This window comes from Couchioplanes caeruleus, from assembly GCF_023499255.1.
Classification (GTDB): domain Bacteria; phylum Actinomycetota; class Actinomycetes; order Mycobacteriales; family Micromonosporaceae; genus Actinoplanes; species Actinoplanes caeruleus_A.
The window spans coordinates 7,123,840-7,140,439 of the sequence record NZ_CP092183.1 but is presented as its reverse complement, the minus strand read 5'-3'; the positions used below and the strand labels follow the sequence as shown (position 1 = coordinate 7,140,439).

The window sequence follows — 16,600 nt, the reverse complement described above, 5'->3', positions numbered from 1 at the left end:
TCACGGAAGGCCGAAGTCGGCGTAGCTTGTGGGTTGGCAGCTCACTCCAGCAAACACCTGCGAGGAGTCAAGCGATGAACAAGCTCATCAACGACCCGTCCACTGTGGTGTCCGACGCGCTCCGCGGGATCGCCGCCGTCCATCCCGATCTCCATGTCGATCACGAGAACCGCGTGGTGCGCCGGGCCGACGCCCCGGTGCGCGGCAAGGTCGGCCTCGTCTCCGGCGGCGGTTCCGGGCACGAGCCGTTGCACGCGGGCTTCGTCGGGCCCGGGATGCTGGACGCCGCCTGCGCGGGCGAGATCTTCACGTCACCCGTACCGGATCAGATGGTGGCCGCCACCAAGGCGGTCGACGGCGGCGCCGGGGTGCTGCACATCGTCAAGAACTACACCGGCGACGTCATGAACTTCGAGATGGCCGCCGAGCTGGCCGAGGCGGAGACCGGCGTGTCCGTGGTCTCCGTGGTCACCGACGACGACGTTGCCGTGCAGGACAGCCTCTACACCGCCGGGCGCCGCGGCGTGGGCGTCACCGTGCTGGTCGAGAAGATCGCCGGCGCCGCGGCCGAGGAGGGCCGCCCGCTCGCCGAGGTCGCCGACGTCGCGCGCAAGGTCAACGGGAACGGCCGCAGCATGGGTCTGGCGCTGACCTCCTGCACCGTCCCGGCGGCCGGCAAGCCCACGTTCGACCTGCCCGACGGCCAGATGGAGGTCGGCATCGGCATCCACGGGGAGCCGGGACGCCGCCGGGTGCCCACCGCCCCCGCCGCCGAGATCGCCGAGATGCTCGTGCAGCCGATCCTCGCCGACCTCGACTTCACCGGCGGCGACGGCGTGATCGCGTTCGTCAACGGCATGGGCGCCACGCCCCTGATCGAGCTGTACGTGATGTACCAGGAGATCGCCGCGCTGCTGAGCAAGGCCGGCGTGTCGATCGCGCGGTCGCTGGTCGGGCCGTACATCACGAGCCTGGACATGGCCGGCTGCTCGGTGACGCTGGTGCGGGCCGACGACGAGATCCTGCGCCTGTGGGACGCCCCGGTGCAGACCCCGGCGCTGCGGTGGGGGCGCTGATGACGCACAGCGTGGACGCCGCGGCCGTGACCGCCTGGCTGCGCGAGTTCGCCCGGCTCGTCGCGGAGAACAAGGGGTTGCTCACCGAGCTCGACTCGGCGATCGGCGACGCCGACCACGGCACCAACATGGACCGCGGCATGACGGCGGTGCTGGCCGCGCTCGACGGCGAGGCCGGAAAGAGCCCGGCCGCGCTGCTCAAACGCACCGGGATGACGCTGGTCAGCACGGTCGGCGGCGCCAGCGGCCCGCTCTACGGCACCGCCTTCCTGCGCATGGCCGCGGCCGCCGGCGACGCCGATGGCCTCGACGCCGGCAGCTTCGCCAAGGTGCTGCGCGCCGGTCTCGACGGGGTCGTGGCCCGCGGGAAGGCCGAGGTCGGCGACAAGACGATGGTCGACGCGCTCACCCCGGCGGTCGACGCGCTCGACGCCGCGCTCGCCGGCGGGCAGCCGCTCGGTGAGGCGTTGCCGGCCGCGGTCCGCGCCGCCGAGCAGGGCCGCGAGGCGACGATCCCGCTGGTCGCCCGCAAGGGCCGGGCCAGTTACCTGGGTGAGCGCAGCGCCGGCCACCAGGATCCGGGCGCCACCTCGGTGACGATGCTGGTGGCGGCCGCCGCGAAGGCGCTCGGGGCCTGAGCCCGATGGTCGGCCTGGTGGTGGTCAGCCACAGCCGCGCGCTGGCCCGCGCGGCGGTGGCGCTGGCCGCCGAGATGACGCAGGGACAGCCGGTGCCGATCGAGATCGCCGCCGGGCTCGACGAGACCACCACCGGCACCGACGCGGTCGCCATCACCACCGCGATCCAGGCCGCCGACCGGGGCGACGGCGTCGTCGTGCTCATGGACCTCGGCAGCGCCGTGCTCTCCGCCGAGCTGGCGCTCGACCTGCTCGACGACGCCGCCCGCGACCGGGTCGTGCTCTGCCCGGCCCCGCTGGTCGAGGGCCTGGTCGCCGCGGTGGTCACGGCCGCCGGCGGCGCCGGCCGCAAGGAGGTCGCCGGGGAGGCGGTGGGCGCGCTCGCCGGCAAGCTCGCGCACCTGGGTGGCCAGCAAGCCCCACCGCCGGAAGGTACGGGCACAGACTCCGACGCCGAGTTCGTGGTGCGAATCCCTCACGGTCTGCACGCCCGTCCCGCCGCCCGCCTCGTCACGCAGGCCCGGGGCTTCGACGCGCGGGTGGAGCTCCGCAACGGCACGACCGGATCGGGCTGGGTGCCCGCGTCCAGCCTCTCCCGGGTCGCCACCCTCGGCGTCCTGCCGGGGCACCGGGTCGACGTCCGCGCGTCCGGCCCGCAGGCGCGGGAAGCGGTCGACGGGATCCTCGCCCTGGCCGCCGCCGACTTCGGGGAGAACGAGGGCGAGGGCGACAGGTCCGTCCCCGAGCCGCCCGCCCGCGCGGAGGTCGGCGCCGGTGTGCCCGCCTCCCCGGGCATCGCCGTCGGCCCGGTCCGGCACGCCGCGTCGGCCGTACCGGAGATTCCCGGCGAGCCGTCCCGGGGAGCCGAGCAGGAGCACGGCCGCCTCGAAGCAGCGACCGCCACGGTGAGGGACGAGCTGCGGCGGCTGCGCGCGGCCACGGCCCGGGAGGTGGGGGAGGGCCACGCCGACATCTTCGACGCCCACCTGCTGCTGCTCGACGACGCCGATCTGCTCGACGACGTCCGCGCCCGCATCGACGACGGCACTCCCGCCCCGCGTGCCTGGGCCGACGCCACCGAACGGGTCGCCGCGGAGTTCGACGTGCTGGAGGACCCGTACCTGCGGGGCCGGGCGTTCGACGTACGCGACGTCGGCCTGCAGGTGCTGCGGACGCTGCTCGGCGCGGGGGCGGCCGCCATGCCCGAGGCGGGAGTGCTCGTGGCCTCCGAGCTCAGCCCGGCGGAGGCGGCGGTCCTGGATCCCGAGCGGGCGGCCGGGGTGCTGCTCGCGTACGGAAGCCCCACCTCGCACGGCGCGATCCTGGCCCGTACCCGGGGAATCCCGGCGGTGGTCGGCCTGGGCCCGGCCATCCTCGAGGTCCCGGACGGCACGCCCGTCGCGCTGGACGGCGGCACCGGCGAGGTCGTCGTCGCCCCCGCCGATGCCGTGCTGACCGGCTTCCGCGAGCGGGCCGCCGAGCAGGCATCCCGGCGCGACCGGGCGGCGGCCCGCGCGACCGCGCCGGCGGCGACGCGCGACGGCGAGGCGCTGACGGTCGGCGCGAACGTCGGTTCGGTGGCGGACGCGCGAGCCGCCGCCGGCAGCGGTGCCGACCTGGCCGGCCTGGTCCGCACGGAGTTCCTCTTCCTCGACCGCGACGCCGCGCCCGACGCCGACGAGCAGGAGGCCGTCTACCGGCAGATCGCCGAGGCGCTGGGCGGGCGGCGGCTCACGCTGCGCACGCTCGACGTCGGCGGCGACAAACCGCTGCGCTACCTCCCGGCCGCCGCGGAGGCCAACCCGTTCCTGGGCGTACGCGGCATCCGGCACTCCCTCGCCCACCCCCGCCTCCTCGCCGACCAGCTCCTCGCGTTCGTACGGGTGGCGCACGACGTGCCGGTCAGCGTGATGGTCCCCATGGTCAGTACGGTCGCCGAGGTGGTGGACGTGCGCCGGATGCTCGACGAGGCGGTCGCCCGGGCGGGCCGCGGAACCCCGCCCGGCCTGCGCGTGGGCATCATGACCGAGGTGCCCGCCACGGCGCTGAAGACGGCCGCGCTCACGCCGTACGTGGACTTCTTCAGCATCGGCACCAACGACCTCACGCAGTACGCCCTGGCCGCGGAGCGTGGCAATGCGGCGCTGGCCGCGCTCGCCGACGGCCTGGACCCGGGCGTGCTGCGTTTGATCGACGCGGTGTGCCGCGGCGCCGGCGGGCGCGCCACGGTCGCGGTCTGCGGCGAGCTGGCGTCGGACGAGGCCGCGGTGCCGCTGCTGGCCGGTCTGGGCGTCCGGCAGCTGAGCGTGGTGCCGCGGATGGTTCCGCTGGTGAAGGACGCCATCCGGGCCACGGACCTCGCCGCGGCTGCTCCCGTCGCCGCCCGGGCCCTCGACGCCCCGGACGCCGCCGCGGTACGCGCACTCATCGCTCGATAACGATGCATGCCAATTTCGTCTGACGGGTTCCCCTGACCCCTTTCGTCACTGCATGCTGATCGAGGGGGCACGATGAGTGAACATGGCTTGCCGCCGCAGGTGCTGACGGAGATCGACAGCCCGGTCCGGGAGACCCGCCTGACCGGGGTGGAGGAGCTGGCCCGGCTCGCGTACGGCGCCGACCTGGCCACGGCCGCGGCTGCCCGGGCCGTCCTCACCCGACTGACGGGCGACGACAGCCGTAGCGTCGCCGCCGCCGCGGCCGCCGCCCTCGAACGGACGTCGCTGCGCCTCGAACCGGACCGCGTCGACTTCGGCCAGGTCGCCTCCGGTACGCCCCGGCTGCTGGCCGACGTGCTGGTCACCGGCCCGCCGCTGGCCTTCGCCTCCGCCTCGGTCGCCGTGTCCGGCCCGGGCCTGCGCGCGGTGCTGATCGGCCGCCGGCTGCGCATCGAGTGGCAACCCCGGACGTCCTGGCTGGACGGTTCGGTGACCGTACGCGGCCACGCCGGCTGGGCGGAGGTCCGGGTGACCGGCCAGGTCGAGGCCGCCACCACCGACGTCGAGGCGCTGCTGGAGTCGGCCGGAGACTCCGGGTACCTGCCCGAGGGGCGGGTGACCGTCCTGTCCCCGCCACCCCCGCGCCGGCGCCGCCTGGGCGCCACGTCCCTCGTGGCCGGGCTGACCGCGCTCTTCGTGCTCGGCGGGGTGGGCGTGGCCGTGGCGCTCACCCGGGACCAGCGGGTGGTGCGTACCGAGGCCGCCCTGCCGTCCGTCGCGGCCACCGCGCCGGCCGAGCCCGCCCCCGCGACGGCGACGGGTGCCGCTCCCGCCCCGGCGGCCGTGGCCCGCGTACCGCTGGCGGCGCGCGTGGTCAGCGTCGCCAGGCCCGCCGTCACCGGCACGATCCGGGTGGGTGACGAGCCCGAGGGTGTGGCCGTCGCACCGGACGGCCGGACGATCTACGTGGCCAACCAGAACTCGCGCGTCCTGTCCGTCGTCGACACGCGGACGCGGCGGGTCAGCTCCGTACAATTGCGGAACACGCCCCGGTTCGTGTCGATGTCCCGTGACGGCGAGCTCGTCTACGTGTCCATGTACGAGAAGGACAAGTCGGGCAGCGGGATGGCCGTGGTCCGCGCCGCCGATCGCAAGGTCGTCCGGTACGTGACCACCGGGCAGCAGCCGTACGCGCTGGCCGTCGCCCCGGACGGCCGGGTGTGGGTGCCGATCCACAGCCAGCGCAAGGTCGAGGTGTACGCACCCGGCCAGACGAAACCGGCCGCGCAGGTGATCGTCCCGCCGAACCCGCACGCGGTCGCGTTCTCCGCGCCACTGCAGCGGGCATTCACCGCGAACCACGAGTCCAACGCGTTGTCCATCATCGACACCCACTCCGACCGGCTGCTCGCCTCCGTACCGGTCAGCAAGGCCCCGCACAGCGTCGCGGTAGCCCCGGACGGGCGGACGGTGCTGGTCGCCGGCTACGAGGCGGACACCGCCGACCTCATCGACGCGGTCACCATGCGGCGCATCGGCCCGCTGCGGGTCGGCGACATGCCGCAGAGCGTCGCGTTCGCCGCCGACGGGGCCCACGCGTACGTGGTGAACGAGGGCGACGACACCGTGTCGGTGCTCGACGGGCGTACGGGCAAGGTCACCGCGACCGTGGCCGTGGGCGGCAGCCCCCGCGCGATCGCCGTCGCGCCGGACGGGCGGTGGGCGTACGTGTCCAACGGCGACGACGACACCGTCTCCGTGCTGCGCGTGGGGGAGTGAGGCGATGATGACGACGGCGGGCTGGATCGCGCTGGGCATCACCGTGTTCGGCGCCTTCAGCTACGCCACCGCGTCGATCCTGCAGGCCGTCGCGGCCCGCCGCAGCAGCGGCACGGTCGAGACGATGCGCCACCCGCTGTACCTGCTGGGCATCCTCTGCGACATGCTCGCCTGGATCGGCGCGATCGTCGCCCTCCGCGAGCTCGCCGTGTACGTCGTCGAATCGATCCTGGCCGGGTCGCTGGCGATCACCGTCGTGGCGGCGCGCATCGTCCTCAAGTCCCGCCTGCGCGGCCGCGACGTCACGGCCGTCATCGTCTCCGTCGCCGCCCTGACCGTCCTGGCCATGTCGGCCGGCCCCCAGCACGACGTCGTGGCCACCACCGCCCTGCGCTGGTCCATCTGCGCGGCCGCCCTGGCCATGGCGGTGCTCGGCTGGAGCGCGGCCCGGGCCGCGCCGGCCGGGGTGATCGCGGCGATGGGTGGCCTGTGCCTGGGCGGCGCGGCCATGACCGGCCGCGCGCTCCCGCGCGCGCCGATGGACATCGTCACGGACCCGCTGACGGCGGCCCTGCTGACGTTCGCCGTGACGGGCATGCTCATGTACGCCCACGCGCTCGGCAAGGGCGAGGTCGGCCCGGTCACGGCGATCCACTGGACCGCCGAGGTCGTCGCGCCGTCCGCCGTCGCCCTGCTGCTGCTGGGCGACAAGGTCCGGACCGGCTGGGAGGTGCCGGCGGCGGCCGCCGTCGTCGTCACCATCGCCGCGGCCGTCATGCTGGCCCGGGCCCCGGCGAGCGAGGCCGCCGCGGGCGAGCCGCTGGCCCTCGAGTGCCCGCTGACCCCCTCGATCGAGGCGCCGCCGCTGCCGGTGCTCGCCCGCGCGGGCATCCCGGTGGTCGCGCACCGCGCCGGCGCGACGGGCGAGCGGATCATCTGGTGGGGACCGCCGCCGATCTGGCGGCCGCCGGCCCGGCCCCGCCCGGCGTCGCAGCCCGCCGGCCGGCTGTAACGTACACGTTTTGCCGGCGGGCGGACGGGTCAAGGCGTCGGCATGCCCTCCGCCACCTCGCAAGCGCGCGGCGCCGCCTCCCGCGCGGCCGACAACACCTGGCTCGAGCGCCTCACCCGCGCCGGCTTCGTCTGCTACGGCGTGCTCCACCTGCTGTTCGCGTACCTCATCGCGCAGATCGCCTTCGGTGCCGGCGGTGAGGACGGCGACCAGTCGGGCGCGATGCACAAGCTCGCCGCGAAGCCGTACGGCACCGCGCTGATCGTTGTCCTCGTCGTCGGCCTGGTGGCCCTGGCGGTCTGGCAGCTGCTCGAGATCGTGACCGTACGCAGTCACCTGGAGCGCCTCGCGTCCGCCGGCCGGGTCGCGTTCTACCTCTATCTGGGCTGGAACGGCGTCAAGGTGCTGCGCGGCAAGAAGACGTCCAGCGCCGACACGCAGCAGGACGCCACCGAGGGCCTGCTCGGCTCGGACCTGGGCCGGTTGACGGTCGGGGTGGCGGGCGTGGTGGTCGCGGCGATCGGCGTCGGGCTCGCGTACGCCGGCCTCACCCGCCGCTTCGAGAGGCACCTCAGGGTCAGCCGGATGAGCGCCGCGACGCGCCGGTTGATCAGCCGCCTCGGCACCGCCGGATACACCGCCAAGGGTCTCGCGTACGGCATCGCCGGCGTGCTCTTCGTGGTCGCGGCCGTGCGGTACGACCCGGACAAGGCCCGGGGCCTGGACGCGGCACTGCAGGCGCTGGCCGGGCAGAGCTACGGGACGTGGTTGCTGCTGCTCACGGCCGCCGGCTTCACCGCGTACGGTTTGTTCGCCGTCGGTGAGGCCCGCTACCGCAAGGTCTGAGCGGCCGCGCGAGATTTCTCGCCGGCCCGTGCAACGTTTGGTCCGACGGCTGACGTTCTACCTCCGTCATGAGGGAGGCAGCCGAAGGTGAAAGCCGAAGACGAGCAGGCGTTCCGGGAGTTCGTGACGTCCCAGATGGCGTCGCTGCGCAAGCTGGCGTACATGACCTGCGGTGACTGGCACACGGCGGAGGACGCCGTGGCCAACGCGCTGGTCAAGCTCTACCCGCGCTGGCGCAAGCTGGAACGACCCGACCTGTACGCGAAGACGATGGTGTACCGGGCCGCGATCGACGAGAGGCGCCGCCCGTGGCGGCGCGAACGGTCGGCCGGCGAGGCGCTGCCGGACGTCGCGATGCGGGATCCGGCCGGCGCGACCGACGAGCGGCTGCGCCTCCGCGCCGCCCTCGAGGCCGTGCCGCCGCGGCAGCGGGCCGCCGTGGTGCTCCGGCACTACCTGGGCCTGAGCCTGGAGGACACCGCCGGGGTCCTCGGCTGCAACGTCGGGACCGCCAAGAGCCAGACGTCGCGCGGGCTGGCCAAGCTCCGCGAGCTCCTGGCCGCCGAACGAATCAATCTCAGCGGGGGACCGGTAGAGGAGTGGACCAGTGCAATTGCATGAGATCGTCGACGCGGTGACCGCCGACGAGCCGCCCCTGGCGCACAGGGTCGACGACATCGTCGCGGCCGGCCGGCGGGCCGAGCGCCGCCGCCGGGCCGGGTTCGCCTCGGCCGGTGCGGCCGGCCTGGTCGCCGTCGCGGTCGGCGGCGTGTTCGCGCTGTCGCCCGGTGGCAGCCCGGCCCCGAACGGCACCCGTACCGGCACCGTCGGCGCGGCGTCCAAGGCCACCGAGGCCACGTGGGGCGCGTCGGAGCCGTTCACCTTCACCTTCCAGGGGTACGACGCCGGCAAGTTCCAGGTGCAGGACCCGATCGTGGCGTCGACGGCGTACCAGATCGCGTCGGTCTACGAGAAGGGCCGCACCACGAACGACAGGCCGTCGTCGGACGACGCGACCGGCAGCCTCGAGGAGAAGAAGCGGGGCGGTGGCGATCCGACGCTGTACGCGTACCTGACCGTCTACCGGCCGGGCGCGTTCGACCCGTCCGGGATCAAGGGCGGCAAGGCGGTGACCGTGTCCGGGCACAAGGCGGTGCAGTCGTCGCTGCCGGTCGGGCTCGACCCGAAGAACTCGATCGATCCCGCCAACAAGCAACTCGCCTGGGAGTACACCGACGACGCCTGGGCGGTCGTGACGTCGATCTCCAGCGACGAGCGCGACCCGTCCTTCGCCGACCTCGGTGAGCTGGCCGCGGGCCTGAAGCCGGGCACGCCCCGGCCCGCCACGGTGCCGTTCACGGTCGGGTACACGCCCGCCGGGTACGAGCCGGTCCAGACCGGTACGCACGCGCTGCCCGGCCTGGACGGCATCGCCTCCGCCCGCGAGGGCGACTACGGCGGCGCGACGTTCGCCAAGCCGGCCCCGGCCACGACCGGGCTGACCGAACCGTTCGACTCCGGCGAGAACGGCGTCAAGGGCAGCTTCCAGATCTTCGTCACGCCGAGCCACAACTCGAACCAGCAGGCGCAGGCGGGCCGGACGAAGTGCTACGCCAACGGCTTCTGCAACGTGTGGAGCGCCGACGGCAAGGTGCAGGTGCAGGTGACCGACGAGGGTACGAGCGCCGACCTGCCCGAGGCGGAGCTGAAGAAGATCGCCCAGTCGGTCAAGGTCGCGGACGTGACCGACGCGGGCAGCTGGACCCCGGCGACGAAGGCGCTTCGGCCGTAGCAGCCGGGCCGGTACGACCACGACGACGCACCCCGCGGCGCCGTCGTCTCACCCTTCCGGGCATGACAGGTACAGCAGCCTGTACCCGGAGACGGCGGCCAGCAGGATCGATCATGAAGGCCGCCGCCCATAGCGTTTCGGGTATGACAGCCACGAGGAACCACCGCAAGCTGACGATCGGCCTCACCACCGCCGCCATCCTCGCCGCGGGCGTGGGAGTCGCCAACGCTGACGTCTCCGTGAGCGCCCCCGCCGGCGCCGCCGCCGGGTCCGCCCGGCACTCCGGCTGGGCGGGCATCACCCGGGAACAGGTGCAGATCGACTTCGGCAAGGGCTGGGTCACCAAGGCGGAGCTCACCTATCCGAGCAACGCCCGGGGCCGCCTGCCGGTCGTCGTCTTCCTGCACGGCAGCGGGCACAACGACATGAACCAGACGCTGCCGGAGGGCAAGGGCGCCACCTTCGTCCCGCTCGCGCAGGCCGCCGGCCGGGAGGGTTTCGCCACCCTGCGCTTCAACAAGCGCGGGGTCACCGACATCGGGCCGGTGGAGAGCACCGATCCGGCCCAGCTGGCGCCGGAGAACCCGTACCGGCAGATCCAGCTGGACGCCGCCTCGGTGATCCGGTTCGCGGCGCGGTCGCCGAGGGTCGACCCCTCGAGGATCTACCTGCTCGGCCACAGCGAGGGCACCAACGTCGCCGCCAACCTCGCGAGCGACCCGAAGAAGTACGGCATCCCGAAGCCGGCCGGCGTGGTCGAGATGGGCGTCGTCGGCAAGCCCATCAAGGACCTGCTGACGTTCCAGATCTACGGCCGGCTGCTGCTGCAGCTGCACGACGAGTTCGACGTCGACGGGGACGGCCGGCTGACCGCCACCGAGGCGGCCGACGGCCTGGTAGGCCAGCCGAAGGCGGAGGCCGACCAGTTCCGTTCCGTGCTGCTCGACGGCAGCAGGGTGTCGGCCGCCACGGACCGCGACCACGACGGCCGTATCGCGATCGACGCCGAGGCCGGCGCCGTGCTGCGCAAGACCACCCACATCGACGACTACCCGAACCTGCCGGACCTCGACCCGTCCGTGATCAGCTACGCGAAGGACCTCGCCCGCTTCCCGACCGTGACGCAGGCGCTGCCGAAGTTCCGTGGCCCGACGCTGATGCTCAACGGCGAGAACGACCTCCAGACCCCGGCCCGGGCCGCCATCGCCGCCGACGCCGCGGTCGCCGCGGCCGGGAACACGGACCACAAGCTGGTCATCTACCCGGGCATGGCGCACACCATGAACATCACCCCGAAGTTCCACCCGGACTTCGGGGAGCCGGACAAGCAGGTCGTCACGGAGATCCAGGGCTGGCTCAAGTCCCACCGCTGACCCGAGCACCACGAAGCGGCCGCCTGCCCGGCGGCCGCTTCGGTCATGCCCGCGGCAGAACCAGCATCGTGATGGAGTTCGCCGGGTACGTCGCCACCGCGCTGCCCCGGTTCACCCTGACGTCGGCGTCGCGGACGATGGAGGTCAGGTCGGCGGGGCTGTAGGTGAAACGCTTCGCCGTACCGGTGGAGCGGAAACCGGCGACCGACAGCGTCGAGGTCAGCTCCTCGCCCGTCTTGTTGACGACCATCAGGGTCAGCGCCCGGTCGGACGAACGCTGCGCGGCGTATACGGCGAGCTGGCCCTGGTCCGCGCTGGCGCCCGACACGCTGACGTCGCCGAACCGGCTGCCCGCGCCGTCGTAGTTCCGATACATCCGGAACGCGTAGGCGCCGGGCTGCGCCGGCTGCGGTTCGCCCCACATGGTGGCCAGATCGAGCCCCTCACGCCCGAAGATCCCCAGGACGTCGGCCTCGGCCAGCGCGCCGTTGACGGTGTCCAGCGCACCCCAGTTGTACTCGGTGATCGCGACCTTGGTGCCGGGGTAGTACTGGGCCACCCACGCCTTCATGGTGCGGATGAACTGCAGCGGCGGGGCGTTCACGCCGCTCGGGCCGATCCACGACTCCTCGACGTAGGTGGGGTCCCACAGCGACCGGGTGGAGCGCAGCCGCAGCGCATTCGAGTCGGGGTCCGTACCGCCGCTGATCTGCGGGTAGTAGTGCTGATCGAAGTAGTCGAGGAAACGCTTGCCGCCGTGGGCCGCCCCGTAGTCCCGCATGTTCTTCAGGTACCACTGGGAGAGGTTGAGCCCGCCGTGCGCGGCCGCGTCGGCGCCCGGCGCGCATCCGTCGGCCCCGGAGGCCACCCACTCGCAGTAACCCCAGCCCGACGGGCCCAGTACGGCGGCGCTGCGGTCGGCCGCCTTGATCGCCGCGGCGGTCGCCGTGCCCTTCCCGCCCAGCTCGTCGTAGGTGACCGCGTCGGGGTGCACGTCGCGGTGGGTGGAGCTCCACAGCACCGGTTCGTTGTCGAGCTCGTAGATGCGTACGCCGCCGCGCGCCGCCGTGCCGAAGTTCTTGACCAGGTGCGACACCATCTCGCCGCCGAACGACGGGCCCACCGGGATCGACGTGTCCGCCGGGTCCGCCCCGGTGAGGTTCGCGCCGTCGAGCCGGCCGTTGCCGCAGTTGGGATCCCACTGGTCGAAGCTGTCCTGCGCCGGGAAACGGGTCCCGGGGAAACCGCAGGCGAACGGGTGCTCCTGAGGCGAGTCCTTGGCGACCCACCCGATGAGCGGAACCGTGACGATCTGCTTCGTGCCGCGGTCCCGGTTGGTCTGGACGAACGCCTCGACCGTCTTGTCCGGCGAGGCCACGATGTTCTCGAAGTACCAGTCGCTACCGGTGTTGTAGGTGTGGTTGCGGAAGTTGTAGCGGCTGCTCGCGTTGCCGCCCCAGCGCGCCACCGGCATGCCGATCTCGGCGGCGAACGCGGGATCGGCCCCGTTGAGCCCGTAGATGTCCGGGCTGATCGCGTGGCGGCCGGCGGACACGTCGACCGACAGCGCCGGCCCGGCCGCGGCGGCGAGCGCCGCAGCCGGGTGGGCGGTCAGGACGGCCGCGACGAGGGTCAAGGCGCTGCCGCCGGCCGTGGTCCGGAGCTTCCTGCGCATCGTGGCCTCCATCGACATTCGTCACTGAAGTCGTACGGTAGCACTTTTGGGAGCGCTCCCATACCGCTTCATCGATCGCGGCGCAGCATGGTCAGCACGGCCGGCCCGGCGGACTCGACGCCGGTGAACCGGAAGTCGGCCGGCGGCCCGGCGGCGAACAGCCGCTCACCCGCCCCGGCGACCGTGGGAAAGGTCAGCAGCCGGTACTCGTCGACCAGGTCGGCCGCGGCCAGCGCGTGCACCACGCTGAGGCTGCCCACCACCACGACGTCACGCCGGGCCCGCTCGCCGGCCACCCAGGCGAGCAGGTCACCCTCGACGGCCGCCGAGTTCGGCCAGGCGGCGGCGTCGATGCCGGTACGGGTCGCCACCCGCTTGGGCACGGCGTTCATCAGCTTCGCGAAGTCACCGTCGCGCCCCGGCCAGAGCTGCGCGAAGTGTTCCCACGTGCGCCGCCCGTACAGCTGCACACCCTGCTCCATCCGTACCCCCAAGCGGAACTTGTCGTCGGCGACCGGCCCCGGCCCGAACCGGAACGCCCAGCCGCCGTAGCCGGTGCCCGCCCGGCCGTCCGGGTCGGAGACCACGCCGTCGAGCGTGGCGAACTGGATGACGATGACGTCGCCCATCAGGAGGTCCTTCCGTCGAAGCGGCCTCGGTCGGCCGCCGTCCGCGAACACATACCGCCGGCCCGGCCCGGGCTCATCGGTGCGATCCCGAGTTTCTGATCCGGCATAGGCTCGGCCCCATGGGGGATGCGATGCAGCGGTACTGGGACGAGTGGCACGAGGCCTATCGCGCCGACGTGCTCGCCCACTGCTACCGGATGCTCGGCTCGGTCGACGAGGTCGAAGACCTGGTGCAGGAGACGTTCCTGCGGGCCTGGCGGGCGGCCGACCGGTACGACCCCGGGCGTGCGTCGGTCCGCACCTGGCTGCACCGCATCGCGACCAACGTCTGCCTGACCGCCCTGGAGGGACGCGCGCGGCGGCCGCTCCCGAGCACGCTGGGCCCGGCGGGCGACGACCCGTACGCGCCGCTGACCCCGAACCTCGACCTGGCGTGGCTGCAGCCGTTCCCGGACGCCCGGCTCGGCGACCCCGCGGAAACCGCTCAGCAGCGCGCGGGCCTGCGGCTGGCGCTCATCGCGGCACTGCAGCTGCTACCGGCCCGGCAGCGCGCCGCGCTCGTGCTGCGCGAAGTGCTGGAACTGCCGGCGGCCGAGGTCGCCTATGCGCTCGACAGCAGCGTGGCGTCGGTCAACAGCAGCCTCCAACGCGCCCGGGCGACGTTGCGAGCGGCGGGTCCCGTCCTGGACGGACTCCGCGAGCCGACCGACCCGGGTGAGCGCGCCGTGATCGAGCGCTACCTGAAGGCGTTCGAGTCGGCCGACGTCGAGGGCCTGACCAGGCTGCTCGCCGACGACGTGGCCCTGGAAATGCCGCCGGTCGACCTGTGGCTCGCCGGGCGCGACCACTACCGCGAGTTCATGGAGCGCGTCTTCGCCATGCGGGGCACCGGCTGGCGCCTCCAGCCGGTGCCGGCCAACGGAGGCACGGCGCTGGCCGCGTACAACCCGGATCCGGGGACCGGGGTGCTGCACGCGCATTCGGTGCAGGTGTTCACCGTGGCCGACGGCTTGATCCGGCGCTGCGTCACGTTCGCGGACCCGGCGGTCTTCGACCTGTTCGGACTGCCCGCTACGGCCTGACGGCCCCACCATGGCCGCCGCGTTCGGCGTCCGGGCCGCCGGCCTCGGCCGGGCTGGTCGCGCGCAGCTCAGGGCGCGGCTCGGCCGGTGCGGCGGGTGCCGGGAGTGCCGCCGGGGTGGCAGCCGGCGATGGTGCCGCCAACCAGATGACCGCCGACGCGGGCAGCGTGAGCGCGGCGGAGGCTGGCCGGCCGTGGCGGGGCACGTCGACGGCCTCGACCGCGCCGTAGTTGCCGAGCCCGTCGCCGCCGTACGTGTGGGCGTCGGTGTTGAGAACTTCCCGCCAGGTTCCGGGGCACGGCAGGCCGATCCGGTAGCCGTGTTGCGGCACGCCCGCGAAGTTGGCGGCGCACGCCAGCGCGCTGCCGTCGGCGCCGAAACGCAGGAACGTGAGGACGTTGTTGTCGGTGTCGTTCGCCTCGATCCACGCGAAGCCGGCCGGTTCCGAGTCCTGCGAGTAGAGGGCGGGTGTCGCGCGGTAGACGCTGTTCAGGTCGCGTACGAGAAGCTGAACGCCCGCGTGCGCCGGCTCATCCAGCTCGTCCCAGTCGAGCGAGCGGGCCTCGGCCCACTCGGCCTCCTGGCCGAACTCGCCGCCCATGAACAGCAGTTTCCTGCCCGGGTGCGCCCACATGAAGGCCAGCAGGGCGCGCAGGCCGGCGAACCTCTCCCGGCCCTCGCCGGGCATCTTGGCCAGCAGGGAACCCTTGCCGTGCACCACCTCGTCGTGCGACAGCGGGAGCACGAAGTTCTCCGAGAACGCGTAGCTCAGGCTGAACACGAGCTCGTTGTGGTGGTAGCGCCGGTACACCGGCGGGTGGGCGAAGTACGCCAGCGTGTCGTGCATCCAGCCCATGTTCCATTTGAAGCCGAACCCGAGGCCGCCCAGGTGGGTCGGCCGGCTCACGCCCGGCCAGGACGTCGACTCCTCGGCGATGGTGATCGCGCCGGGCACCCGGCGGTAGACGGTCGCGTTCATCTCCTGCAGGAACGCGATCGCGTCCAGGTTCTCGCGGCCGCCGTACCGGTTGGGCAGCCAGTCGTCGCCGCGGCTGTAGTCCAGGTAGAGCATCGAGGCGACGGCGTCCACCCGCAGGCCGTCGACGTGCAGCTCCTCGAGCCAGAACAGGGCGTTCGCGACCAGGAAGTTGCGTACCTCGCGACGGCCGTAGTCGAAGATGTACGTACCCCAGTCGGGGTGCTCACCGCGCCGCGGGTCGGGGTGTTCGTAGAGGGCGGTGCCGTCGAACCGGCCGAGGGCCCACTCGTCCTTGGGGAAGTGCGCCGGCACCCAGTCCACGTAGACGCCGACGCCCGCCCGGTGCAGCCGGTCGACCAGGTGCCGGAAGTCGTCCGGCGTGCCGAAACGGCTGGTCGGCGCGAAGTACGCGGAGACCTGATAGCCCCAGGAACCGCCGTACGGGTGCTCCGCCGGAGGCAGGAACTCGACGTGGGTGAAACCGTTCTCCCGGACGTACGCGGTGAGCTCGTCGGCCAGCTCCCGGTACGACCGGCCCGCACGCCAGGAGCCCAGGTGCACCTCGTACGTCGACATCGGCGCCGACCGGGCCTCGACGGCGGACCGCCGCTGCAGCCACTGCTCGTCGCCCCACTCGTACGCCGAGGTGAACACGACGCTGGCGGTGCGGGGCGGCAGTTCGGTGGCGAACGCCATCGGGTCGGCCTTCTGCCGCCAGCGCCCGTCCCGCCCGAGGATCTCGTACTTGTATCTCGTGCCGTCCCCGACCTGCGGCACGAAGAGCTCCCACACGCCGCTGGAGCCCAGGCTGCGCATCATCGAGCCGCGGCCGTCCCAGCCGTTGAAGTCGGCGACCACGCGAACGGCCTGCGCGTTCGGCGCCCACACCGCGAACGACGTGCCGCGAGCCGCGCCGAGGGGTCCCGTGAATTCCCGTACGTGCGCGCCGAGCACCTGCCACAGGTTCTCGTGCCGGCCCTCGCCGATCAGGTGGAGATCGACCTCGCCGAGCGTCGGCAGGTAGTGGTACGGGTCGTCGACCGACTGTGTCTCATCGCCGGTCACGACCTCGAGCCGGTAGTCCGGCACCTCCGGGTGCGGCCAGACCGTCACCCACACGCCACCGTGCTCGGCCGTGAACGGCACCCGTGCCGAGCCGGCCACCAGCGTCACCGCTTCGGCGCCGGGCCGCACCGTGCGGACGGTCACCTGCCCGGCGTACGGGTGGGCGCCCAGCACCGCGTGCGGGTCGTGGTGCCGGCCGTCGGCGAGCCTGTCCAG

Annotated in this window: 13 protein-coding genes; 10 read left to right on the top strand and 3 right to left on the bottom strand. The window is 73.3% G+C overall.

All coding sequences use genetic code 11. The features are described from left to right. Nucleotides 1-74 precede the first annotated feature (74 nt). From dhaK to COUCH_RS32930, 9 genes are all read left to right on the top strand, one after another. Nucleotides 75-1,076, top strand: coding sequence for a dihydroxyacetone kinase subunit DhaK (gene dhaK / locus COUCH_RS32970; protein ID WP_249609082.1), 1,002 nt, complete (start codon nucleotides 75-77; stop codon nucleotides 1,074-1,076). Then, nucleotides 1,076-1,714, top strand: coding sequence for a dihydroxyacetone kinase subunit DhaL (gene dhaL, locus COUCH_RS32965; protein ID WP_249609081.1), 639 nt, complete (start codon nucleotides 1,076-1,078; stop codon nucleotides 1,712-1,714). Before dhaK ends, dhaL begins: the two co-directional genes overlap by 1 nt. A gap of 17 nt (nucleotides 1,715-1,731) precedes the next feature. Beyond that, nucleotides 1,732-4,152, top strand: a complete 2,421-nt coding sequence (gene ptsP / locus COUCH_RS32960) for a phosphoenolpyruvate--protein phosphotransferase (protein WP_249609080.1) — start codon at nucleotides 1,732-1,734, stop codon at nucleotides 4,150-4,152. A 72-nt stretch (nucleotides 4,153-4,224) separates the two neighbouring features. After that, nucleotides 4,225-5,931 (top strand): YncE family protein, encoded by a 1,707-nt coding sequence (locus tag COUCH_RS32955; protein ID WP_249609079.1) that lies wholly within the window; start codon nucleotides 4,225-4,227, stop codon nucleotides 5,929-5,931. Nucleotides 5,932-5,935: 4 nt separating this feature from the next. Further along, a complete protein-coding gene (locus COUCH_RS32950; protein ID WP_249609078.1) occupies nucleotides 5,936-6,943 on the top strand; it encodes a hypothetical protein in 1,008 nt (335 codons plus the stop codon). A 42-nt stretch (nucleotides 6,944-6,985) separates the two neighbouring features. Further along, nucleotides 6,986-7,789: a DUF1206 domain-containing protein gene (locus COUCH_RS32945; RefSeq protein ID WP_249609077.1), complete on the top strand. Its 804-nt coding sequence runs from the start codon at nucleotides 6,986-6,988 to the stop codon at nucleotides 7,787-7,789. Nucleotides 7,790-7,876: 87 nt separating this feature from the next. Further along, nucleotides 7,877-8,410: a SigE family RNA polymerase sigma factor gene (locus tag COUCH_RS32940; RefSeq protein WP_249609076.1), complete on the top strand. Its 534-nt coding sequence runs from the start codon at nucleotides 7,877-7,879 to the stop codon at nucleotides 8,408-8,410. Then, nucleotides 8,397-9,581 (top strand): hypothetical protein, encoded by a 1,185-nt coding sequence (locus COUCH_RS32935; protein ID WP_249609075.1) that lies wholly within the window; start codon nucleotides 8,397-8,399, stop codon nucleotides 9,579-9,581. The genes COUCH_RS32940 and COUCH_RS32935 overlap by 14 nt, the downstream gene beginning before the upstream one ends. A gap of 143 nt (nucleotides 9,582-9,724) precedes the next feature. After that, on the top strand, nucleotides 9,725-10,954 hold the full coding sequence (locus COUCH_RS32930; RefSeq protein WP_249609074.1) for an alpha/beta hydrolase: 1,230 nt from the start codon (nucleotides 9,725-9,727) through the stop codon (nucleotides 10,952-10,954). 43 nt (nucleotides 10,955-10,997) lie between these two features. Here COUCH_RS32930 and COUCH_RS32925 read toward each other — a convergent pair whose 3' ends face one another. Both COUCH_RS32925 and COUCH_RS32920 read right to left on the bottom strand, forming a co-directional pair. Further along, entirely contained in the window at nucleotides 10,998-12,629 is a 1,632-nt protein-coding gene (locus COUCH_RS32925) for a glycoside hydrolase family 44 protein (protein WP_249609073.1), read from the bottom strand. 68 nt (nucleotides 12,630-12,697) lie between these two features. Further along, complete coding sequence (locus COUCH_RS32920; RefSeq protein WP_249609072.1) at nucleotides 12,698-13,258, bottom strand: dihydrofolate reductase family protein; 561 nt, start codon at nucleotides 13,256-13,258, stop codon at nucleotides 12,698-12,700. Between the two features lie 119 nt (nucleotides 13,259-13,377). On the opposite strand from COUCH_RS32920, the gene COUCH_RS32915 reads away from it, so the two are divergent. Then, the gene (locus COUCH_RS32915) at nucleotides 13,378-14,340 is read left to right on the top strand and encodes an RNA polymerase subunit sigma-70 (RefSeq protein WP_249609071.1); all 963 of its coding nucleotides are present in this window, start codon (nucleotides 13,378-13,380) and stop codon (nucleotides 14,338-14,340) included. Here the strand turns inward: COUCH_RS32915 and glgB are convergent. Further along, nucleotides 14,330-16,600 carry a 1,4-alpha-glucan branching protein GlgB gene (gene glgB / locus COUCH_RS32910; RefSeq protein ID WP_249613883.1) on the bottom strand — a complete coding sequence of 757 codons (2,271 nt, stop codon included), beginning with the start codon at nucleotides 16,598-16,600 and terminating at the stop codon, nucleotides 14,330-14,332. The two genes, COUCH_RS32915 and glgB, sit on opposite strands and share 11 nt — an antisense overlap.